We start from the raw sequence: 22,465 nt of genomic DNA, 5'->3' as shown, positions 1-22,465 counted from the left end.
GCACCGAGTCGTTCGGTGCCCGGCCCCTGACCCGGGCCACGCGGGTGGCCGTCACAGGTAGGCGAAGCAGACCACCAGCACCACCACGGCGGCGCCCACCAGCACCCACAGCCGGGGGTCACGGGCCCCGGCGGCCCGGTCCGGTCGCCGCGCGGCGGTGGCGGTCGGCTCGGTGTCCTTCGCCTTCTCCGCCGTGCCGTCGGCCGCCGCCTCGCTCGCCGCTTCCTTCGCCGGCGCCGTCTCCGGCTTCGCCTCGGGGGCTGCCTCGGGTGCCGTCTCGCTCACGGCCTTGAACCCCGGCTCCGCCTCGGACCCCGGCTCCGCCTTGGCCCCGGACTCGGTCCGGGCCCGGTTCGCCTCGGTCGTGGACCCGGCCGGCGTCTCCTTCTTGGGCTTGGGCACCGAGGGGGTGGCGGCCGGCGAACTCACCGTCGCGGTCACCGACCTGGTGCCCTCCCCGGTGGCCGTGCCCTCCGGGGTACGGGGCGTACGGGGCCCGCCGAACAGGGCGTTGACGTCGATCGGGGCGTCGCCCCCGCCCTCCGTCTCCTCGGGCTCGGCCCCGGTGGGAGACGCCTCGGCCCGGGCGCCGTCCTCCTCCGGCCGCCGGTCGGACGCCTCCGGGGAGGCATCGTCGGACCCGGTCCCGGCCGAGGGGCCGTCGTCCAGCCTGCGGGCCGCCGGCACCCGGGGCAGGGCCTCGGACGCCGGGGCCTCCTCCCGGGAGCCGTCCTCCGCCGACTCCGAGGAGGTCGCGGGCGCGGTGACCTCACCGGTCGCCTCGGCCCGGTCGGCCGCTTCGGTGGAGGCGGTGGTGTTGCCCTTCTGGTCGGCCTCGACGGCCTCGTGGGGCTCGCCGCTCACCTCGGCAGGGGCGGGCGTCGGAACCTTCTCCGCCGTGGCGGCCTTTCCGCTCCGGGCCTTGGGGGCCTTGTCCGCCCGGGTGCGCTGGGCGGCCTCCCAGGCCTCCAACAGGGCGGGCTCCCGGGGGTCGAGCTTGGCGCCCAGCGCCTCGACCGCTTCCCGAGGGGGCAGGGTGAGCCCCTTCAGGGAGCGTGACCAGGAGGTGCGGGAGTAGCCGGTGCCCTCGGCGAGGGCCGCCAGCGACAGTTTGTGCGTGGACTTCACCCGTTCCAACTCGCCGCACCACTGGCGTACTTCCGGCAGCAGTTCCTGCGAGGTTCGGGAATCTTTCTCAGCCATCTGGAACCCTTCAGCGCGACGACAGTCCTTGTCCTTGACTGCCCTGCCCCGGCCTCCCAACGGTCAATAGGCCAGAACGGGCGATTTACCACGAAACGGGATCAGGCTAGCCGGGCCACACCCCCAGGAGGGCGGGCGCCACGGTTCGCCGGGTCCCGAATCGCCACGTGGACCGGCCCAGTTCCGACGTACGGACCCCAACAGCCATTCCGTGCCCGGCTGATGGGGGTGGCCGGTCCGAGGAGGGTACGGGGCGTCCGCCCCGTTCGGGGCCACCCGTTCGTCGGTACCGAAACCGGTCCGGGTGCCCGCCGCCACCGTCCGGTGCCCCGGGGTGCGCCAATCGCCGGGTGGGCCGGCGCAGTTGGGGGGTAGCGCTGAGGGCCTCCACCCGGGGTGGGGGTGGAGGCCCTCGACGGTACGACTACTTCGGCTGCGGGGGCTTGCGCACCGACAGGTGCAGCTCCTTCAGCCGCGCCTCGTCCACCTCGGTGGGGGCGCCCATCAACAGGTCCTGGGCGTTGCCGTTGAGGGGGAAGGCGATGGTCTCGCGGATGTTGGGCTCGTCCGCCAGCAGCATCACGATCCGGTCCACGCCGGGGGCGATGCCGCCGTGCGGCGGGGCGCCGAAGCGGAAGGCCCGCAGCATCCCGCCGAACTCCTGCTCCACCTCGTCCTTGGAGTACCCGGCGATCTCGAACGCCTTGAACATCACGTCCGGTTCGTGGTTACGGATCGCGCCCGAGGACAGCTCCACGCCGTTGCAGACGATGTCGTACTGCCAGGCCAGGATGTCCAACGGGTCCTGGTTCTCCAACGCGTCCAAACCGCCCTGCGGCATGGAGAAGGGGTTGTGCGAGAACTCGATCTTCCCGGTGTCCTCGTCCCGCTCGTACATCGGGAAGTCCACGATCCAGCAGAACCGGAAGACGCCCTCCTCGAAGTGGCCGGCGCGCTTGGCCGCCTCCACCCGCACCGCGCCCATGATCTTGGAGACCTCGTCGAACTCGCCGGCGCCGAAGAAGACCGCGGTGCCCGGCTTGGCGTTCAGCGAGGTCAGCAGCGCGGAGACGTTCTCCTCGGTGAGGAACTTGGCGATCGGCCCGGTCAGTGTGGAGTCGTCGCCCACCCGCACCCAGGCCAGGCCCTTGGCGCCCTGCTCGACCGCGAACTCGCCCATCTGGTCGAAGAACTTGCGCGGCTGGTCGGCGGTGTCCGGCACCGCCAGGGCCCGTACGTGCTTGCCGGCGAAGGCCTTGAAGTCGGAGCCGGCGAACACCTCGGTGACGTCCACCAGCTCCAGCTTCGCCCGCAGGTCCGGCTTGTCGGAGCCGTACCGCAGCATCGCCTCCCGGAACGGGATGCGGGGGAAGGGCGAGGTGCACTCGCGGCCGTCGCCCAGCTCCTGGAAGACCTCGGTCATCACCTTCTCGATGACCTGGAAGACGTCCTCCTGCTCGACGAAGCTCATCTCCACGTCGAGCTGGTAGAACTCGCCGGGCGAGCGGTCGGCGCGGGCGTCCTCGTCGCGGAAGCAGGGGGCGATCTGGAAGTAGCGGTCGAAGCCGGCGATCATCAGCAGCTGCTTGAACTGCTGCGGCGCCTGCGGCAGGGCGTAGAACCGGCCGGCGTGCAGACGGGAGGGCACCAGGAAGTCCCGGGCGCCCTCGGGGGAGGTGGCCGACAGGATCGGGGTGGCCATCTCGTTGAAGCCCTGTTCGGTCATCTTCCGGCGCAGCGCGGAGATGACCGCCGAGCGCAGCATGATGTTGCGGTGCATCCGCTCGCGGCGGAGGTCCAGGAAGCGGTACTCCAGCCGCCGCTCCTCGTTGACCCCGTCCTCGGCGTTGATGGTGAAGGGGATCTGCTCGGACTCGCCGAGCACCTCCACCTCGTTCACCTCGACCTCGATCTCCCCGGTGGGCAGCTCGGGGTTGACGTTCTCGGTGCCCCGGTTGACGACCGTGCCGTCGATCCTGATCACGCTCTCCTTGCTGAGGGAGCTGAGCAGGTCGTTGACCTCGGTGCGCTCGGGACGGACGATCAGCTGGACCACGCCGTGGTGGTCGCGCAGATCGAGGAAGAGGATGCCGCCCAGGTTCCGACGATTGTGCAACCAGCCACTCAACCGGACGTCAAGGCCGACGTCCGAGGACCGTAGCTCGCCGCAGTGGTGGGACCGGTACCGATGCATCATTCATCCAAGTCGTCAGGGCTGTGGTCTTCAGGCCGCGATCCGCTGTCTGCCCCGGTGCTGTGAGCGGTCGGACGCCGCTCGTTCTACAGCCACCGCGCGCACAGCGCGGCCCTCAGACTACCGTCCTGGGCTACGCTCACTCGCCCCAGATTCGAATAACCCAATAAAGTGGGGCAATGCGCACAGAGGACGTGTTGGCGGCGGTAGCCACCGGACTGTGGCGCTGGGACAACCGGGCTGGCACGGTCACCGTGGACTCCATCGCGGCGGAGCTGCTCGGCCTGCCGGGCGCCTCCACCCCCGCACAGGGGACCTGCCGCACCACCACCATCGACGAGGCCCACCTGAGGGCACGGCTGAACGCCACCGACATCATCAAGCTGGTCAGCGAGATCCACCTGGCGCTGGCCCAGCACAGCACGGTCGAGTCCACGGTGCGGGTCGTCAACGAGCACGACGAGGTGGTGCGCCACGTACGGCTGAGGTTCCGCCCCGAGACGGACCCCGACGTCGGCCCCGACTTCCACTCGCTGGAGGGCGCCAACTCCCCGTTCGTGATGGTCGGCTCCGTCAACGAGGTCGCCCCCCGACGGGAGCGGGTCGCCGGCGACCGCCAGGAGGGGGCGGGCCGCCAGGACCACCGGAGCACCCAGGACGCGTTCCTGGTGGAGGCGGGGCGCGTCCTCGCCGAGGCCCGCACCCCCCGGGAGATGCTGGGGCTGCTCAAGGAACTGGAGATGCCCGGCATCCCCACCAGCAGCCAGGAGCTGTTCCACGTCGACGGGGACCGGCTGATCACCTCCACCGGCCGGGACCAGTCCGGGCAGGGCGAGCCCCCCGACCTGGAGATCCCCCTGTGGGCCCCGTATCCCGCCACCGAGGCGGTACGCGCCGGCCGCGCGGTCTACCTCACCGACCCCGACAGCTACCAGCGCGAGTTCCCCGAGACCTGGCCCATCGCCGAGCAGGACCAGTGTTCCTGGGCCTTCATCCCCCTGTCCGCCTCCGGGCGCACCCTGGGCGTGTGGGCCCTCTCCTTCGAGGAGCCGGTCGCCTTCGTACCCGACCAGCGCGGCCTGCTGATCTCGGTGGCCCGGATGGTGGGCCAGTACCTCAGCCGGGCCAGCGTCCAGGAGTCGGAACGGGAACTCGCCTCGGTCCTGCGCAAGGCCATGCGCCCCGCCCAGAGCCCCGACATCCCCGGCATGGAGGTCGCCGCCCGCTACGTACCGGCCGGGGGCGGGCTCCAGGTCGGCGGCGACTGGTTCGACGTGATCCCCCTGCCCTCGGGGCGGCGGGCCCTGGTGATCGGGGACGTACAGGGCCACGACGTACGGGCCGCCGGACTGATGGGGCAACTGCGGATCGCCCTGCGCGCCTACGCCTCCGAGGGCCACCACCCGGACGCGGTGCTCTCCCGGGCCTCCCGCTTCCTGCACGGCCTCAACGCCGTGGAACCGGACGACGACGAGCGGTACGCCACCTGCCTGTACATCGAGGCCGACCCCGACAGCGGCAGCCTCGACCTCGCCCGGGCCGGCCACCCCGACCCGGCGATCCGCATGACCGACGGCACCATGTTCGTGCGCCCCACCTCCGGCGGGCTGCCCCTGGGCGTGGAACCGGACGGCGACTACCCCACGACCCGGCTGGTGCTGGAGCCGGGCGAGACGATGCTGCTGTGTACCGACGGGCTGATCGAGACCGGGGGGCACAACTTCGAGACCGGCTGGGCCCGCATCGGCAAGGTGCTGGAGACCCACCTGGAGGACTCGATGGAGCAGCTGGCGGACGCCCTGCTCCAGGCCGTGCACGGACCCACCGCCCACCGGCTGACCGGCCCGCTCACCGACCGCCGGGAGGACGACATCGCCCTGATGCTGCTCTCCCGCAATCACCAGGCCGCCGGCCCGGTGTACGCCTCCTCCCGCCGTACGGTGCTCACGGTCGCCCAGTCCGAGCCGGCGCGCATCGCCGACGCCCGCCACCAGCTGCGGGGCCTGCTCCACGACTGGACCGACCCGGACCAGGTGGACGGGGCGGTGCTGATGCTGTCGGAGATGCTCACCAACGTGCTGGTGCACACCGACGGGGACGCGCTGATGGTGGCCGAACTGGGCGGGGAGCGGGGCAACCGGCGGCTCAGGGTCGAGGTCGCCGACCGCAGCGACGAGCTGCCGCACCGACGGCAACCAGGCGAGCTGGCCTCCTCTGGCCGGGGGCTGGTGCTGCTGGAGTCCCTCGCCGACCGCTGGGGGGTGGACCCCCGGGGCGAGGGCAAGTGCATCTGGTTCCAGCTGACGGAGGGCTCCTCCCCGCCCGGCTGGGACTGAGCGGGGCACCCTCCCCCGTACCGGCTTCCCCGCCCACCGGTTCGGCGGGCCCCCGGGGGTCGCGGGGTCGCGGGGCCGGTGTCGGGCCGGGGCCAGCCGGTCGGGTTCGGTGGTGCCGGCCACCGGGGAGGGTGAGCGGACGGCCTGGACAACCCGGACATCGCCCGGCGCCCGGGCATCAGCGTCGCCACGGTCACGGCGCACGCCAGCTGCCTCTGCGCCAAGCCGGACGTCCGCCACCGGGTCCAGATCGCGCTGCCGGTACGGGACGCGGAGTCCCCGAGGCCCCTGAGAGGTGGGCGTCAGGCCCCGTAGGTCCCGTACTCCGGGCGGCCCGTCGACTCGTAGACGTGCACCGCGATGCCGCTGGGCGTCGTCTCGTGGCTGAGCAGACGCAGGCCGGCCGGGGCGCCGCCGTCGGGGAACAGGCGCCGCCCGCTGCCCACCACCACCGGGGCGACGGCGAGCCGCAACTCGTCGACCAGGCCGGCGGCCAGCAGGGACTGGCCGAGCCGGGCGCTCCCGTGGATCTGTAGCTCGCGGCCGGGGCGCTCCTTCAGTTCGGCGACCCGGGCGGGGATGTCGCCGGACAGGATGGTGGTCGGTTCCCACCGGGCCGTGGTGAGGCTCTGTGAGGCGACGTACTTGGGGGAGCCGTTCAGTACCCGGGCGTTGGGGTGGTCGGTCATCGTCGGCCAGTCCCGGGCGAAGTTCTCGTAGGTACGGCGGCCGAACAGGAACGCGTCGGCCCGGCCGAGCCAGGCGGTGGCCACCCGGTCGAAGGACTCGTCCAGGTGGGGCACGAACCAGCCGCCCCGGGTGAATCCGTCGCTGGGGTCCTCGTCCGGGGAGCCGGGCCCCTGGGAGACGCCGTCCAGGGACAGGAACTCCTGCAGTACCAACCTCATCGCGCACCACTTTCCTCGGTGGGAGGGGACAACGGGTGGGGAGGAGCGCCCTCCCCACCAGAGCAGACGTCGTGAGGCGCGGAAACTCACCGGTCGCCCCGGAGACGGCCGCCGTGCCGGGCGGGCGGTGAGCGTCGCCGGGCCAGTCGGTTCACCCGCCGGGCGGCCGGTGCCGGCTCAGGGGCGGGTCGGCGGGATGCGGCCGAGGCGGCCGGCCTGGAAGTCGTCGAAGGCCTGGGCCAGTTCGGCGTGGGTGTTCATCACGAAGGGACCGTAGTGGGTCATGGGTTCCCTCAGGGGGAGCCCGCCCAGCAGGACCACCTCCAGGGAGGCCGAGCGGGAGTCGGGGCGGTCGTCCGCGCGGAGGGTCAGCGCGTCACCGGGGCCGAAGACCGTGGTCTGGCCGGTGTGGACCGGGCGGCGGTCGGGGCCGACCGTTCCCCGGCCGGCGAGTACGTAGGCGAGGGCGTTGAAGTCCTCCCGCCAGGGCACCGCGATCTCGGCGCCGGCGCTGACCGTGGCGTGGACCAGGGTGATCGGGGTGTGGGTGACTCCCGGGCCCCGGTGTCCGCCGAGGTCGCCGGCGATCAGCCGTAGCAGCGCCCCGCCGTCCTCGGTGGTCAGCAGCCTGACCTGGGAGCCGGCGATGTCTTGGTAGCGGGGTGCGGTCATCTTGTCGGCGGCCGGCAGGTTGACCCACAGCTGTACGCCGTGGAACAGGCCGCCGGACATCACCAGGGACTCGGGGGGCGCCTCGATGTGGAGCAGGCCGGAGCCGGCGGTCATCCACTGGGTGTCGCCGTCCCGGATGGTGCCTCCGCCGCCCTCGGAGTCCCGGTGCACGAAGGTGCCGTCGATCAGGTAGGTCACCGTCTCGAAGCCACGGTGCGGGTGCCAGGGGGTCCCCTTGGGCTCCCCGGGCGCGTAGTCGACCTCGCCCATCTGGTCCATGAGGATGAAGGGGTCGAGGTGGCGGTAGTCGATGCCGGTGAAGGCACGTCGTACCGGGAAGCCCTCGCCCTCGAAGCCGGCCGGCGCGGTGACCACGGTCAGCGCGGGGCGGAGGGTGTGGCGCTCCGCCGGGGGGCGGGGGACCCGGGGGAGGTGGAGCGGGTTGTCCACGGTGACAGCGGGCATGGGGGGTCTCCTTGTTCCGTGACTCCGCTGACCCGGCCCGTCAGAGTCCGGTTCCCCGTCCGGGCGGGGGGCCCGGGCTGCGCGGGGAGTGCCGTGGGGGTGCCGAGGGGTGCCGGAGAGGTACCGCCGTGGACGGTTCGACCGGTCGGCTCGTGTGGAGTCGGTGGTGGCGGGACGGGGCCCGCCGTGGGGGCGGTCACTCCGTGCTGTCCGGTGGAGTGACCGGTTCGGGGGACCGGGTGGGGTGCCGGGCCCGTGGGGGGCGGGCCCTGTCCGGTCGCGGGGTGGGTGCGTGTCCGTACGGCGTCGGCCGTACGTCAGCCGTACATCCGTCTCATCGCGAAGTCGACCATCTCCTCAACGGCCTGGGCGTCGAAGACGATCCGGTGCTCGCCCTCCATGTCGAGTACGAAGCCGTACCCGGAGGGGAGCAGGTCCAGGACCTCGGCGCCGGTGATGACGAAGTACTTGGACTCCTTGCCGGCGTATCTGCGCAGTTCCTTGAGCGTGGTGAACATCGGGATCACCGGCTGCTGGGTGTTGTGCAGGGCGAGGAAGCCCGGGGTGTCACCGCGCGGACAGTAGATCCGCGAGGTGGAGAAGACCTCCTGGAAGTCCTCCGAGGTCATGGACCCGGTGGTGAAGGCCTGTACGGCGTCGGCCAGCGAGGGCGGGGACGGCTCGGGGTAGAGCGGCTGCTGGCCGTACGGGGGTGGCGGCTGCGCCCCGTAGGCCTGGTGGCCCTGGGGGTGACCGCCGTGGTGAGGGCCCTGGTGGTGCCCGTGGCCCATCTGGCTCTGTCCCGGATGCCCCGCGGTCGCGGTCTGGTCGTAGCCGTACATGAGCTAGAGAGTAACGAGTCCCACAAACGGTGTGAGGGGTTGATTGTTATTACCGGCCGGTAGGATGATGGCTGCTACTGACTGGTTAACGCGACCTGAGAACGAACCACCTCCCTAACCCAACGGAGTCGTCGCCATGGGGCACTACAAGTCGAATCTCCGCGACATCGAGTTCAACCTCTTCGAGGTGCTCGGTCGGGAAACGGTGTACGGCACCGGACCGTTCGCGGAGATGGACGTCGAGACCGCCAAGAGCGTGCTGTCGGAGATGGCGCGCCTCGCCGAGAACGAGCTGGCCGCCTCCTACGAGGACGGCGACCGCAACCCGCCGGTCTTCGACCCGGAGACCCACACCGCCCCGGTTCCCGCCTCCTTCAGGAAGAGCTACCAGGCGTACATGGACGCCGAGTGGTGGCGGGTGGGCATCCCCGAGGAACTGGGCGGCACCACCGCCCCCCGCTCCCTGCTGTGGGGCTTCGCCGAGTCCATCCTCGGATCCAACCCCGCCGTGTGGATGTACGCCTCCGGCCCGGCCTTCGCCGGCGTCCTCTACGAGGAGGCCACCGAGGACCAGCACAGGATCGCCCAGCGCATGGTGGAGAACCAGTGGGGCTCCACCATGGTGCTGACCGAGCCGGACGCCGGCTCGGACGTGGGCGCCGGCCGCACCAAGGCCGTACAGCAGGACGACGGCTCCTGGCACATCTCCGGCGTCAAGCGCTTCATCACCTCCGGCGAGCACGACATGTCGGAGAACATCGTCCACTTCGTGCTGGCCCGCCCCGAGGGGCACGGGCCCGGCACCAAGGGGCTGTCGCTGTTCATCGTCCCCAAGTACCACTTCGACTGGGAGACCGGTGAGCTGGGCGAGCGCAACGGCGTCTACGCCACCAACGTCGAGCACAAGATGGGCCTGCGGGTCTCCAACACCTGCGAGATGACCTTCGGCGCCAACACCCCTGCCAAGGGCTGGCTGTTGGGCGAGAAGCACGACGGCATCCGCCAGATGTTCAAGATCATCGAGTTCGCCCGGATGATGGTCGGCACCAAGGCCATCGCCACCCTCTCCACCGGCTACCTCAACGCCCTGGAGTACGCCAAGGAGCGGGTGCAGGGCGCCGACCTGGCCAAGTTCACCGACAAGACGGCCCCCCGGGTGACCATCACCCACCACCCCGACGTCCGCCGGTCCCTGCTGACGCAGAAGGCGTACGCCGAGGGGATGCGGGCCCTGGTGCTCTACACCGCCTCCGTACAGGACGAGATCCTCGTCAAGGAGGCCGCCGGCGAGGACGCCTCCGCCGAGCACCGCCTGAACGACCTGCTGCTGCCGATCGTCAAGGGCTACGGCTCGGAGAAGTCCTACGAGCAGCTGGCGCAGTCGCTCCAGACCCTCGGTGGCTCCGGGTACCTCCAGGAGTACCCGATCGAGCAGTACATCCGGGACGCCAAGATCGACACCCTCTACGAGGGCACCACCGCGATCCAGGGCCAGGACTACTTCTTCCGCAAGATCGTCCGCGACCAGGGGCAGGCGCTCACCGCCCTGTCCGAGGAGATCAAGAAGTTCCTCGCCGAAGCCGTCGGCGGGGAGGAGCTGGCCGAGGCCCGCGACCTGCTCTCCCAGGGCGCGGTGGACCTGGAGGCGATCGTCGGCGCCATGCTGACCGACCTCGCCGCCACCGAGAAGGACGTCAACTCCATCTACAAGGTCGGCCTGAACACCACTCGGCTGCTGATGGCCTCCGGCGACGTGATCATCGCCTACCTGCTGCTGCGGGGCGCCGCCGTCGCGGCCGAGAAGCTGCCCGGGGCGACCGGCAAGGACAAGTCCTTCTACGAGGGCAAGGTGGCCGCCGCCAAGTTCTTCGCCGCCAACGTGCTGCCCGGCATCGCCGTACAGCGCCGGCTGGCGGAGACCACCGACCTGTCCGTGATGGAGCTGGACGAGGAGGCCTTCTGAGGAGGGCCACCTTCTGAGGAGTCGGCGCCCCCGAGGGGGCGACCGGCCCCACCGCCCGCACACCTCCACCGGGCCCCGCCCTCTCACCGGGGCGGGGCCCGGTGGCGTCCCCCCCCCCGGGTGCCGGCCCGGGGAAGCCCGTGGCAACCCCCCTTCCGGCCGTACCGGGGTGTGGACGCCGGAAACATATGCTGTGAAACATGAGTGAGCGCCTCCCCGTGACCTTCGATCGCGGACACACCGACGACCTGCTCGACTTCCTGACCGGGTCGCCGACCCCGTACCACGCCGTGGCGAGCGCCGCCCGTCAGCTCGACAAGGCCGGCTTCCGCCAGGTCCTGGAGACCGACGCCTGGGACGGGACCGAGGGCGGGCGCTACGTACTGCGGGGCGGCGCGATCATCGCCTGGTACGTGCCCGCCGGCGCCACTCCGGCCACCCCCTTCCGCATCGTCGGTGCCCACACCGACTCCCCCAACCTCAGGGTGAAGCCGGTGCCCGACACCGGGGCCAACGGCTGGCGGCAGGTGGCCGTCGAGGTCTACGGCGGCACCCTGCTGAACACCTGGCTGGACCGCGACCTCGGGCTGGCCGGACGCCTCAGCCTGCGGGACGGCACCACCCGGCTGGTGAACGTGGACCGCCCCCTGCTGAGGGTGCCGCAACTGGCCATCCACCTGGACCGCCAGGCCAACGAGGGGCTGAAGCTGGACCGCCAGCGCCACATGACCCCCGTCTGGGGGCTCGGCACCCCCCGCGAGGGCGACCTGGTCGAGTTCCTCGCCGGCGAGGCCGGCCTCGCACCGTCCGAGGTCACCGGCTGGGACCTGATGGTGCACAGCGTGGAGCCCCCCGCCTACCTGGGCGTGGACCGCGAACTGGTCGCCGGCCCCCGGATGGACAACCTGCTGTCCGTACACGCCGGTACGGCCGCCCTCTGCGCGGTCACCGACCGGGACCTGGACCACGTACCGGTGCTGGCCGCCTTCGACCACGAGGAGAACGGCAGCCAGTCCGACACCGGGGCCGACGGCCCCCTGCTGGGCAACGTCCTGGAACGTTCGGTCTTCGCCCGGGGCGGCGACTACGAGGACCGCGCCCGCGCCCTGGCCGGCACCGTCTGCCTGTCCTCGGACACCGGTCACGCCGTGCACCCCAACTACTCCGAGCGGCACGACCCCGGTCACCTGCCGGTACCCAACGGCGGGCCCATCCTCAAGGTCAACGTCAACCAGCGGTACGCCACCGACGGCGCCGGCCGTTCGATCCTGGCCGCCGCCTGCGAGCGGGCGGGGGTGCCGTGGCAGGTGTTCGTCTCCAACAACGCCATGCCCTGCGGCACCACCATCGGCCCCATCACGGCGGCACGGCACGGCATCACCACGGTGGACATCGGGGTGGCCATCCTCTCGATGCACTCCGCCCGCGAACTGTGCGGCGCCGAGGACCCGCACCTGCTGGCCACCGCCCTGGCCTCCTTCCTCAGCTGACCCGGTACGGGGGCTGTCCCGATGCGACCTGAACCGAGCTGGCGGCCGGCCCCCGCCCGACCCCGTCACTCCTTCCCGCCACCCCGAGCCCCCAGGGCGAACCCGGTCACCCGCCAGGACGACCGGTACGGACCCGGGCCACCCCCGTGAACGGCGCGCCCGGTGGGGGCCGTTGGGCTCCCGGAGGACCAGCGGTGAGCGCGTGCCGTGTGCCGGGGCGGGAGGAGGGGGTGTCCGGCGCGGCGTGACACGGGGCGCGGTGCGTGCACGGTGACGGGGGGTCGCGCCCCCGGTGACCCGAACGGCGCTTGGTGGGGGCCGGTGAGCGCGTGCCGTATGCCCCGCGTACTTTCGCGTACTCCGTGGACAGCGCGAGGCGGAGGAGCGGTCGACGCGGCGCGGCGACAGCCGCCCTCAGCGACCCCACGACGACCCCTCAGCGACCCCACGGTGACAACGCGGCGAGGTGCGGCGCGCGAGATGACACCGCACGCGCGCCTCGCCGTGATCCGAACCGCGCGACCTAACTCCCGTCCCTCCCGGCGAGGTTGAGGGGGAGCCGGGTCGCGCCCCCGGGGACCACCCGGACCGGTACGCCCCAGTCCTGCTGGTGGACGTGGCAGGCCGGGTACTCCACCTCGGGGGCGTCGTCGCAGGAGGCCGCCATGGCGGACACGTGCAGGACGCCCTCGGGTACGTCCTCGGCCAGCCGTACCCCTCGGCTCAGGTCCGTGCCGGCGCCCTGGCCCTCCGACAGCAGCCCCTCGGGGGTCGAGCTGACGACCAGTCGGGTCGCCGGACCGTAGCGGGTGTCCAGCTTCTGCCCGGTGGGCGCCTCGAACAGCACCTCCAACTCCAGCCGCCCCGGGGCCACTTCGGTGGCCGCGCGCCGCGTCTGGAAGGCCGCCGGCTGCACGCTCACCGCCTCCTCGGGCAGCCGCAGCCGGGTCAGCCGGTGCCGGGCCGACTCCACCACCAGCACCTCGCCCGCCTCCTCGTCGACCACCGCGTCCGAGGGTTCCCGCAGGTCGGTGGCGAGGGTGCTGACCCGGTCGCCGGCCGGGTCGTAGCGGCGCAGGGCGTGGTTGTAGGTGTCGCAGACGGCCACCGAACCGTCGGGCAACGCGGCGACGCCCAGGGGATGTTGCAGCAGGGCCTGGTCCGCCTCACCGTCCCGGTGGCCGAAGTCGAAGAGTCCGGTGCCCACCGCGGTGTGGACGTGGAAGGCGCCGTCCTCGCCCCGTTCCACCCAGCGCAGGGCACTGGTCTCGGAGTCGGCCACCCACAGGCGTCCTCCGGCGACGGTCAGCCCGGAGGGCTGGGCGAACCACGCCTGGTCGGCCGGACCGTCCACCAGCCCCTCGTTGGTGGTACCGGCGGCCACCGCGACCCGCCCGGTGCCGGGGTCGTAGGTCCACAGCTGGTGTACCCCGGCCATGGCGATCCACAGCCGGTCCTCGAACCAGGCGAGGTCCCAGGGGGAGGACAACGGTACCTCCCGGGCCGGCCCGTAGGTGGGGGAACCCTGCCACCACTGTTCCCCGGTACCGGCCAGGGTGGTCACCGTGCCCGAGTCCCAGTCCACCGCGCGCAGTACGTGGTTGACGGTGTCGGCCACGGCCACCCGGCCGTCGGGGAGCGGGGCGAGGCCCTGGGGTTCGCTGAACGTGGCCCGGTGCCAGGGCCCGTCGACCAGTCCCCGTTCCCCGGTACCGATCCGCCGTACCACCTCACCCTCACCACCGGTCCCCTCCGCGTCCGGGGACAGCTCCACCAGGGAGTGCCGGGTGGAGTCGGACACCAGCACGTTGCCGTGGGGCAGCCGCAGGGCCTTGCCGGGGAAGCGCAGGGTGGTGGGGGTGGGTTCGGGCGGTACGTAGGGCCCGTCGCCCCGCACCAGGGTGCCCCTGGCCTCGTGCTCCTTCTCCAGTTCGGTGACCAGGGTCTCCAGGGCGTGCGCGTGGCCCTCGCCGGCGTACTGGGCGACCACGTACCCCTCGGGGTCGATCACCACCAGGGTGGGCCAGGCCCGGACCGTGTACTGCTTCCAGGTCTCCAGGTCGGGGTCGTCCAGCACCGGGTGGCGTACCCCGTACCGCTCCACGGCATCCACCACCGACCGGTGCTCCGCCTCGTGGACGAACTTGGGCGAGTGCACCCCCACGACCACCGTGGTGTCGCGGTGCCGCTCCTCCAACTCCCGCAGCTCGTCGAGCACATGGAGGCAGTTGACGCAGCAGAAGGTCCAGAAGTCCAGCACGGTGACCTTGCCCCGGAGGTCGCCCAGGTTCAGCGGGGTACCGCCGGTGTTGAGCCAGCCACCCCGTCCGACCAGCTCGGGGGCCCGCACGCGGATACGAGAAGCCATGCCGCCCAGGGTGCCAGCCGGACCAGCACGCCCCGAGACCCGTCCGTACGCCGGACAACCGTTACGGCCTACCCCAGCCGTGAACGTGCCCCACAGCACACAAGAAGAGGCACGGCACACAAAAGAGGAGGGCCCAGGCGCTGTGGCCTGGGCCCTCCTCCATCTGAGCGGACGACCGGGCTCGAACCGGCGACCTCAACCTTGGCAAGGTTGCGCTCTACCAACTGAGCTACGTCCGCAGGTGCCGCACTCTCGCGCGGAACGAGGTCCACTATAACCACACCTGGCGGGTGCTGGTGACATCGGGACCGACTCCGGTACCGGACCAGGCCCCGGCCCACCGTTCACCCCGCCCTCGGAGCCGGGCGGTGAGCCCCCACCGAACCCCCGCGCCTCCACCGCACCGCTCTGGCGAACCGCTTCGGGGAGCCCTGTGGCTCCGAGGGGCGGGTTACGTCATGGAAACGTTTTTCCCATGTTCCGGGAAGGTGCCGACCGGCCGCGCTTAGCCTGAGCGCTTCGTACGAGCGCTCCGAGCCCTGTGTGCCACTAGTGTCCTCGGTGTCAGTCCGGGCCGGTGCCCGGGTTGCGGCCTGCTCCGGCTAGTGCGGACCGAATCGACCGTTCGGACCCACGGGGTGGGAGAGTCGAGAACGACGGGGGTACGGCGGCCGGTGGTCACGCCGGCCAGCGCACCCCCACACCAGGCTTGAGGGGGCCGGCTTGGACGGCAACGACATGTCGGCGTTGGGGGTCGACGAGACCGAGGAGCTGATCTACCGGCATCTCCTCCGGCATCCAGACGCCAGGCTGGAGGAACTTCACGCGCCGTTGCGGCTGAACCCGCAGCAGGTACGGCGGGGGGTGGACCGTCTTCGCGACCTGGGCCTGCTGTGGGGTGAGGAACCGCCGGTGGCGGCGGACCCGGAGACGGCGGTCGGGCGGCTCACCGAACACCGGCTACGGCAGCTGTTCGCGGAACTGGAACAGGTCACCAGCGCCTACCGGTTGACCCGCACCCTGCGTACCGGTTGCCCTTCGGCGCCGGGTTCCGAGGACGACTCCTCGGAACCCTCCCTGGAGTGCCTCACCGACATCCCCCGGATCTGCGCCAGGATCGCGGACCTCGCGCACTTCTCCCAGGACGAGATCGTGGCGCTGGACCCGCACGCGGACCTCCAGCCCGCCCAGCTCGACCAGGCCCGTCCGCTGGAACCGCGTGCCCTGCGCCGGGGGGTCAGGGTGCGGTGTGTGGTGGGGGCGCGGGTGTGGGAGGACCCGGCTTCGGTGGAGTACCTGCGGGAACTGGTGGACCAGGGGGCCCGGGTCCGGGTGGCGCACGACGTGCGGGAACGGCTGTTGGTCTTCGACAGCCGCACGATCATGTTGTCCCGTGACTCGGCCCGTCCTCGCCAGGGGGTGCTGCTCTCCCAGGAGAGCGGTCTGGTGAGCCAGAGCCTGGCGCTGTTCGAGCGGGTGTGGACGCAGGCGCGGGAGATGTTCGGCTCGTCGTCGGGGGAGGGCAACGGGGAGTGCCCCCTGCCTCCGGTCAAGCTGCGGGTGCTGCGGGCCATGTGCTCGGGTGACAAGGACGAGGTGTCGGCCCGACGGGTGGGCGTCTCCCTGCGTACGTACCGACGCTATGTGGCCTCGGTGATGCGGCTGTTGGGGGCGGGAAGCAGGGCCCACGCGGCGCTTCTGGCCCGTGACCGGGGCTGGGTCTGAGCCTTTCGGTGCCCGTACCCGCCCGGTCACTGTCGCGCACCGACGGGGGCGCGGCCCGAGGGTGACCGCCTCCGTCCAGGGCCCCGGAGGCGCCGGGTGCCCTGACCTCAGGAGTCCGGCACCCTGCCGCTGCCTCGCGAGGGCCCCGACAACTCCGAGGTCGTACGGGGGAGTCGGTACAGGTGGGGGAGGGTACGAAGGGGAGCCGTAACCGGGGGATCGGGCCTTCTGAACCGGGGTGAAAAGATCGCCGGTAAACCGTTCGACAAAAGCCCCCGGTGTGTCGCCGATTTCGCTCGGTCTTCGGCGGAACGCGAAAAGCGGTGATGTCCGATCTGTCGACCGGACATCACCGCTTCCATGGAGCGGACGACGAGATTCGAACTCGCGACCCTCACCTTGGCAAGGTGATGCTCTACCAGCTGAGCCACGTCCGCGTACCGCCTCCGGTATTCACCGGACGACGTGCGAGAACACCATGTCCCACGAAAGGTGAATAACGGGGAGTGGTGTGGAGCGGGTGGCAGGGATCGCACACTGCGCCTCCCCCTTGGAAAGAGGGCGCTCTACTACTGAGCTACACCCGCACGCTGTGCCAGGTCGGGCCCTTTCGGGCCGCTGGCCTCGCGGCGTGCCCCGACTCTAGCGGATCAACTGGGGGCGCTGGCAAGTCGCTTCCCCCCGACCCCCGTGGAGGGAGCCAAAACACGCCAGGGCCCGCCCCGGTGGGGGAGCGGAGTACGTCCGGCGACTCGGGGTCGGCCGGTGGGCGCCGTGGCTCTGGCGTACCCGGGAGGGAGCCGTCATCCCCTGGTCGGCGCGCTGACACGGTCGGGCCGCCGCGGCGGGCCGCCCTCGCGGGGTGTCCGTGGGCGGGCCGCCCCCGGGCCGAAACGGTCACGCTCCCCGCTCGGGATCGCCCCTCCCGGGGCTTGAACGGAACGGTGGTGGCGGGGCTCGGAGGGCGGGCCCGGCGGGGCCAACGGCCGTACGGGCGGGGGCACATGGGGGGCGCCGGCCATGGACCGGCTCGGCTCGGAGAAGGGAGCGGCTTCGTGGTCTCGGCCCGCGTGGGTCGCCCCGACCCGGCCCGGGCCGGGTGCGTCGCGGCGCCGTCAACAGGCGGTACGTGGTGCGGGGTGCCCCTCCCGACCCGGCAACGTCGGTGGGCCTCGGCGGACGTTCTCCGCCAGGCGCGGTCGGGGTGCTGGTGGCTGGTTCCGCCCCTGAACCGCCGGCGTACCGAAGAGGGGGCGTTCCTGAAGCGCGGCCACCACCCTGGAGGCGGCGGGGAGTTGGCCGCCCGAGCCGCCCGAACCCCCTCGCCGGCCGGGAGCCTCGGCACCCCGTCGCTGAGAACGTCCGGGGCGTGCCGCCCCCGGACATATCGCGCGCCCACCCGGGTGCCCGGGTGGGTACGCCACCGGGCGGGGACGTTGGCCGTGACCCCGCCCGATGGCACCGCGTCAGGGCGACCGTGGGTCCGTCACGTACTCCGGCCGGGCGGGCGAACTCCCCCGGGCCGGCCGTCGGTTGAGTCCCGGCGACCGGTCTTGGAGGGCTCCCGCCCGGTGGTGAACCGCCTCAGGGTCGGGCGAGCGCGCCGACCTTCGCCGTGCCGCCTCGTACACCGGGCGGGCGCGGTGAGGGACCCGTACCCGGTGTCCGGCCCGCGGCTGGCGGGTCAGCTGGCCTCGGCGAACGCCTGGACGATGTCCTTGGGGATGCGGCCCCGGGGCGGCACCTTGTAGCCGTTGGACTCGGCCCAGGCGCGTACCGCCCGGGGGTCGGGGGCGACGGAGGTGCGGTGGTAGGTCTTGCCCGACTTGGCCCGCTTGCGGCCGGCGGAGACATAGGGCTCAAGGGCCTTGCGGAGCTGGTTCGCGTTTCCCTCGTTGAGGTCAATCTCGTAGGACTTTCCATCGAGACCGAAGGAGATCGTCTCCGAGGCTTCCCCGCCTTCGATGTCGTCGGAGAGGGTGACAACTACGCGCTGCGCCACGGATATCGGTCCTTCCGTAATGGCCCGCCCGTTCGGTCACGATGGGCTCCCGCCGGGCGGGAGTCATGACCGGACGTGTCGTTGATGTGGGCGGGCCCGATTGTCGGGGTCGGTGATTTTTCTATTGTGGATCCTGGTCGTTGAGTATCGCATTACGGCGGAAGAAATATGAGCCCCGTACCGGCGTCGTTATCTGGCTGGGATGTTGTCGTCGGCTGACTTGCCGGCCGGCTGAGTTACGGCTTGCGTCGAGGGGAATTCTGACGGTGCGTGTGCGCCCCGATATATCAACGCGCGTAGATTTCCTTGGCGGGTACGCTGGCCGCGCAGCAGCAAGCAGCGGTCAAGTGCCGCCACACCATCTGGAGTACTCGTGGCTCGCGTCGTGGTCGACGTCATGTTGAAGCCGGAGATCCTCGATCCACAGGGGCAGGCGGCGCAGCGCGCGCTTCCCCGGCTGGGATTCGAGGGCATCGCCGAGGTCCGTCAGGGCAAGCGCTTCGAGCTGGAAGTGGAGGGCCCCCTCGACGAGGCGGCCCTTGCCCGTATTCGGGAAATCGCGGAGACGTTCCTCGCCAACACGGTCATCGAGGACTTCCGGGTGCACCCCGTCGAGAGCGCCCGGGGGGCGGCGTGACCACTCGTGTGGGAGTCGTCACCTTTCCCGGTTCGCTGGACGACCGGGACGCGCGGCGGGCGGTACGGCTGGCCGGCGCCGAGCCGGTGGAACTGTGGCACCGCGAGGCGGACCTGCGCGGAGTGGACGCGGTGGTGTTGCCCGGGGGTTTCTCCTACGGCGACTACCTGCGGCCCGGCGCCATCTCCCGGTTCTCCCCGGTGATGGGCCCGGTGGTCGAGCAGGCGCGGGCCGGACTGCCGGTGCTGGGGATCTGCAACGGGTTCCAGGTGCTGTGTGAGACGCACCTGCTGCCCGGGGCGCTGACCCGGAACAACCATCTGCACTTCATCTGCAGGGACCAGCGGCTCCGTATCGAAAACACGGAAACCTCCTGGACCGGTTCGTACCAGCGGATGGAGGAGATCACCGTTCCGTTGAAGAATATCGACGGCTGCTATGTGGCGGACGAGCGGACGTTGGACGAACTGGAGGCGGAGGGGCGGGTGGTCGCCCGCTATCTGGACTTCAACCCCAACGGTTCCCGTCGCGATATCGCCTCCGTCACCAACGCGGCCGGGAATGTCGTCGGCCTGATGCCGCACCCCGAGCACGCGGTCGAGGAGCTGACCGGGCCGGGCACCCAGGGGCTGGGATTCTTCACCTCGGTGATCAGGAAACTGGTCCACTCGTGACCGTCCGCCCCACCCCCCGTTTCCCGCGCCCCCGGGGCGCGAAGCGACGAGCACCGCACCACCACGCGCCAGGGAGCGAACGAGCGTGACCAGTCTGGACAGCGTCAAGCAGGCCGAGCAGAACCCCGACAGCCCCCAGCCGTGGGCCGAACTCGGGCTGAAGGAGAACGAATACCAGCGCATCCGGGAAATCCTCGGTCGCCGGCCGACCGGTGCCGAACTGGCGATGTACTCGGTCATGTGGTCCGAGCACTGCTCGTACAAGTCCAGCAAGGTGCACCTGCGGCAGTTCGGGGAGAAGGCGCCCGAGTCCGAGGCGCTGCTGGTGGGCATCGGCGAGCAGGCCGGGGTGGTGGACGTCGGCCAGGGGTACGCGGTGACCTTCAAGGTCGAGTCGCACAACCACCCCTCGTACGTGGAGCCGTACCAGGGCGCGGCCACCGGCATCGGGGGCATCGTGCGGGACATCATCGCGATGGGCGCCCGCCCGGTCGCGGTGATGGACCCGCTGCGGTTCGGCGACCCCGAGCACCCGGACACCCGCCGGGTGCTGCCCGGGGTGGTGGCCGGCATCGGGGGCTACGGCAACTGCCTGGGCCTGCCCAACATCGGCGGCGAGGTGGTGTTCGACCCCTGTTACCAGGGCAACCCGCTGGTCAACGCCCTGTGCGTGGGCGTGATGCGGCACGAGGACATCCACCTGGCCAAGGCCACCGGGCCCGGCAACAAGGTGGTCCTCTACGGGGCCCGTACCGGGGGCGACGGCATCGGCGGCGCCTCCCTGCTGGCCTCGGAGACCTTCGACGACGAGGGCGGGCCCAGCAAGCGGCCCGCGGTACAGGTGGGCGACCCGTTCCAGGAGAAGCTGCTCATCGAGTGCACCCTGGAGGCGTTCCGGGCCGATCTGGTGGAGGGCATCCAGGACCTGGGGGCGGCCGGACTGTCCTGCGCCACCAGCGAGTTGGCGTCCAACGGCTCCGGTGGGATGCGGGTGGAGCTGGACGCGGTGCCGCTGCGGGACTCCTCGCTGTCCCCGGAGGAGATCCTGATGAGCGAGTCCCAGGAGCGGATGTGCGCGGTGGTCGCGCCGGACAAGGTGGACCGCTTCCTGGCCGTCTGCGAGAAGTGGGACGTGATCGCCACCGTCATCGGCGAGGTGACGGACGGGGAGCGGCTGGAGATCTTCTGGCACGGTGAGCGGATCGTGGACGTACCGCCGCGCACCGTGGCCCACGAGGGGCCGGTGTACGAGCGGCCGTACGCCCGACCGGACTGGTTGGACGCCCTGCGGGCGGACGACGCGGCGCGGCTGCCCCGACCGGTGGACGGGGACGAACTGCGGGCGCAGCTGCTGCGGTTGGTGTCCTCGCCGAACCAGGCGGACAAGTCGTGGATCACCGACCAGTACGACCGCTACGTCCTGGGCAACACGGTGCTGGCCCAGCCGGAGGACGGCGGGGTGATCCGGCTGGACGAGGAGACCAACCTCGGGGTGGCCCTGGCGACGGACGGCAACGGCCGCTACGCCAAGCTGGACCCGTACGAGGGGGCGCGGTTGGCGCTGGCGGAGGCGTACCGCAACGTGGCCGCCACCGGGGCGGAGCCGCTGGCGGTCACCGACTGCCTGAACTTCGGTTCCCCGGAGGACCCGGCGGCCATGTGGCAGTTCGCCGAGGCCTGCCGTGGACTGGCGGACGGCTGCCGGGAGTTGGGCACCCCGGTGACCGGCGGGAACGTGTCGCTGTACAACCAGACCGGCGAGGTGGCCATTCATCCCACACCGGTGGTGGGGGTGCTGGGCGTGCTGGACGACGTGACCCGTCGTACCCCGATGGGTTTCTCCACTCCAGGGCAGCTGCTGTACCTGCTGGGGGAGACCCGGGAGGAGCTGGGCGGAAGTGCTTGGTCGCAGGTGGTGCACGGGCACCTGGGCGGGGTGCCGCCGAGGGCGGACCTGGAGCGGGAGCGGCTGCTGGCGGGCATCCTGGTCGCGGCCTCCCGGGACGGGATGATCGACGCGGCGCACGACCTGTCGGACGGCGGGCTGGCGCAGGCGCTGGTGGAGTCCTGTCTGCGGGGCGGCAACGGGGCGCGGCTGGTGGTGCCGGAGGGGCAGGACCCGTTCGTGTTCCTGTTCTCCGAGTCCCAGGGCCGGGCCGTGGTGGCGGTGCCGCGTAGCGAGGAGGTGCGGTTCACCGAGATGTGCGCCGCCCGGGGGCTGCCGGCCGCCCGGGTGGGGGTGGTGGACGGTGACGCGCTGGAGGTGCAGGGCCAGTTCGAGGTGCCGCTGTCCGAGCTGGGCGAGGCGCACCGTCGGACGCTGCCGGAGCTGTTCGGCTGAGCGGTGGTGGCCGTACGGTCGGACGTGTCCCGGGGTGCGCCCCGGGACGGTCGCCGTGGGTGAGGGCCGGGGTGAGGTCCTCGTGACGTGGGGCCGAGGGGTACGGATGTGTGCTCCTCGGCCCCTTCGGGCGGTCAGGGCTGTTGTTGCTGGTCGTCGACCGCCTGGTAGATGAGGTTCTTGAAACCCTCGGGGTCCGGTACGTGACGCAGGGTCATCATGCCCTGTTCGGAGGCGGACTGGATGGAGAGGGTGCCGTAGCGCATGATCCGTTCCCACAGGGTGGCCTTGAAGGCCACGTCGTTCACCCGGACCAGGGGGATGCTGCGGCTGGTCTTGGTGAGGAAGCCGCTGCGCTTGTAGATGCGCTTGGTGGTCAGTACGTAGACCTTGCTGCGCCACTTCAGCAGCGGCACCAGCCAGTACCGCAGGGAGGCGAGCACGCCGAGCCCGATCACCACGTAGGTGGCGATCCGGCCCCAGTCCTCGTCGGTGGGCAGGACGAACAGCAGGATCCCGGCGACCACCCAGATCACCACCAGCACCAGGAACTCGCTGACCATCTCGGTCCAGTGCTGCCGTGTCTGGTACAGCAGTTCCTCGTCGTCGGCGAGGTGTCGTTCCGCGTGAGCCATGTTCGGCATC

Annotated in this window: 15 protein-coding genes, 3 tRNA genes and 1 pseudogene; 8 read left to right on the top strand and 11 right to left on the bottom strand. The window is 71.4% G+C overall.

Annotated features, from left to right (window positions below; genetic code table 11):
• Positions 1–51: 51 nt before the first annotated feature.
• Together ABZT14_RS10655 and aspS are read right to left on the bottom strand one after the other, a co-directional pair.
• The gene (locus ABZT14_RS10655; RefSeq protein ID WP_356299465.1) at positions 52–1,203 is read right to left on the bottom strand and encodes a helix-turn-helix domain-containing protein; all 1,152 of its coding nucleotides are present in this window, start codon (positions 1,201–1,203) and stop codon (positions 52–54) included.
• Between the two features lie 424 nt (positions 1,204–1,627).
• Positions 1,628–3,397, bottom strand: coding sequence for an aspartate--tRNA ligase (gene aspS, locus ABZT14_RS10650; protein ID WP_356299464.1), 1,770 nt, complete (start codon positions 3,395–3,397; stop codon positions 1,628–1,630).
• A 179-nt stretch (positions 3,398–3,576) separates the two neighbouring features.
• Between aspS and ABZT14_RS10645 the strand changes: the two genes are divergently transcribed.
• Together ABZT14_RS10645 and ABZT14_RS10640 are read left to right on the top strand one after the other, a co-directional pair.
• A complete protein-coding gene (locus ABZT14_RS10645) occupies positions 3,577–5,733 on the top strand; it encodes a SpoIIE family protein phosphatase (protein ID WP_356299462.1) in 2,157 nt (718 codons plus the stop codon).
• A gap of 135 nt (positions 5,734–5,868) precedes the next feature.
• A pseudogene (locus ABZT14_RS10640) lies at positions 5,869–6,048 on the top strand (LuxR C-terminal-related transcriptional regulator); the annotation flags it as partial.
• Here ABZT14_RS10640 and ABZT14_RS10635 read toward each other — a convergent pair.
• The 3 genes from ABZT14_RS10635 to ABZT14_RS10625 form a co-directional block, all read right to left on the bottom strand.
• Positions 6,036–6,641 carry a dihydrofolate reductase family protein gene (locus tag ABZT14_RS10635; RefSeq protein ID WP_356299460.1) on the bottom strand — a complete coding sequence of 202 codons (606 nt, stop codon included), beginning with the start codon at positions 6,639–6,641 and terminating at the stop codon, positions 6,036–6,038. The pseudogene ABZT14_RS10640 and the gene ABZT14_RS10635 sit on opposite strands and share 13 nt — an antisense overlap.
• Before the next feature lie 177 nt (positions 6,642–6,818).
• The gene (locus ABZT14_RS10630; RefSeq protein WP_356299458.1) at positions 6,819–7,778 is read right to left on the bottom strand and encodes a pirin family protein; all 960 of its coding nucleotides are present in this window, start codon (positions 7,776–7,778) and stop codon (positions 6,819–6,821) included.
• A 317-nt stretch (positions 7,779–8,095) separates the two neighbouring features.
• On the bottom strand, positions 8,096–8,620 hold the full coding sequence (locus ABZT14_RS10625; RefSeq protein WP_356299456.1) for an SseB family protein: 525 nt from the start codon (positions 8,618–8,620) through the stop codon (positions 8,096–8,098).
• A gap of 136 nt (positions 8,621–8,756) precedes the next feature.
• On the opposite strand from ABZT14_RS10625, the gene ABZT14_RS10620 reads away from it, so the two are divergent.
• Both ABZT14_RS10620 and ABZT14_RS10615 read left to right on the top strand, forming a co-directional pair.
• Complete coding sequence (locus tag ABZT14_RS10620; protein ID WP_356299454.1) at positions 8,757–10,583, top strand: acyl-CoA dehydrogenase; 1,827 nt, start codon at positions 8,757–8,759, stop codon at positions 10,581–10,583.
• A 200-nt stretch (positions 10,584–10,783) separates the two neighbouring features.
• A complete protein-coding gene (locus tag ABZT14_RS10615; RefSeq protein WP_356299452.1) occupies positions 10,784–12,073 on the top strand; it encodes a M18 family aminopeptidase in 1,290 nt (429 codons plus the stop codon).
• 523 nt (positions 12,074–12,596) lie between these two features.
• On the opposite strand, the gene ABZT14_RS10610 is transcribed toward ABZT14_RS10615, so the two are convergent.
• Positions 12,597–14,441: an NHL domain-containing thioredoxin family protein gene (locus tag ABZT14_RS10610; protein WP_356299450.1), complete on the bottom strand. Its 1,845-nt coding sequence runs from the start codon at positions 14,439–14,441 to the stop codon at positions 12,597–12,599.
• A 166-nt stretch (positions 14,442–14,607) separates the two neighbouring features.
• Positions 14,608–14,680 (bottom strand) — tRNA-Gly (locus tag ABZT14_RS10605).
• Between the two features lie 484 nt (positions 14,681–15,164).
• Between ABZT14_RS10605 and ABZT14_RS10600 the strand changes: the two genes are divergently transcribed.
• A complete protein-coding gene (locus ABZT14_RS10600) occupies positions 15,165–16,166 on the top strand; it encodes a helix-turn-helix transcriptional regulator (protein ID WP_356299449.1) in 1,002 nt (333 codons plus the stop codon).
• Between the two features lie 361 nt (positions 16,167–16,527).
• Here ABZT14_RS10600 and ABZT14_RS10595 read toward each other — a convergent pair.
• The 3 genes from ABZT14_RS10595 to ABZT14_RS10585 all read right to left on the bottom strand — a co-directional run bounded on the left by ABZT14_RS10595 (position 16,528) and on the right by ABZT14_RS10585 (position 18,168).
• Positions 16,528–16,603, bottom strand: a tRNA-Gly gene (locus tag ABZT14_RS10595).
• 75 nt (positions 16,604–16,678) lie between these two features.
• A tRNA-Gly gene (locus ABZT14_RS10590) sits at positions 16,679–16,753 on the bottom strand.
• Between the two features lie 1,097 nt (positions 16,754–17,850).
• Positions 17,851–18,168: an Lsr2 family protein gene (locus ABZT14_RS10585; protein ID WP_356299447.1), complete on the bottom strand. Its 318-nt coding sequence runs from the start codon at positions 18,166–18,168 to the stop codon at positions 17,851–17,853.
• A 373-nt stretch (positions 18,169–18,541) separates the two neighbouring features.
• Here ABZT14_RS10585 and purS point away from each other — a divergent pair, with 373 nt between their 5' ends.
• The 3 genes from purS to purL all read left to right on the top strand — a co-directional run bounded on the left by purS (position 18,542) and on the right by purL (position 21,820).
• Complete coding sequence (gene purS / locus ABZT14_RS10580) at positions 18,542–18,805, top strand: phosphoribosylformylglycinamidine synthase subunit PurS (RefSeq protein ID WP_356299445.1); 264 nt, start codon at positions 18,542–18,544, stop codon at positions 18,803–18,805.
• Positions 18,802–19,479 (top strand): phosphoribosylformylglycinamidine synthase subunit PurQ, encoded by a 678-nt coding sequence (purQ, locus tag ABZT14_RS10575; RefSeq protein WP_356299443.1) that lies wholly within the window; start codon positions 18,802–18,804, stop codon positions 19,477–19,479. Before purS ends, purQ begins: the two co-directional genes overlap by 4 nt.
• 85 nt (positions 19,480–19,564) lie before the next feature.
• The gene (gene purL, locus ABZT14_RS10570) at positions 19,565–21,820 is read left to right on the top strand and encodes a phosphoribosylformylglycinamidine synthase subunit PurL (protein WP_356299441.1); all 2,256 of its coding nucleotides are present in this window, start codon (positions 19,565–19,567) and stop codon (positions 21,818–21,820) included.
• Positions 21,821–21,954: 134 nt separating this feature from the next.
• On the opposite strand, the gene ABZT14_RS10565 is transcribed toward purL, so the two are convergent.
• Entirely contained in the window at positions 21,955–22,455 is a 501-nt protein-coding gene (locus ABZT14_RS10565; protein ID WP_356299440.1) for a PH domain-containing protein, read from the bottom strand.
• Between the last annotated feature and the right edge of the window lie 10 nt (positions 22,456–22,465).

Origin of the sequence: Streptomyces sp. NPDC005438 (assembly GCF_040606315.1) — a bacterium.
Taxonomy (GTDB): domain Bacteria; phylum Actinomycetota; class Actinomycetes; order Streptomycetales; family Streptomycetaceae; genus Streptomyces.
This window is presented reverse-complemented; position numbering and strand designations above follow the sequence as displayed.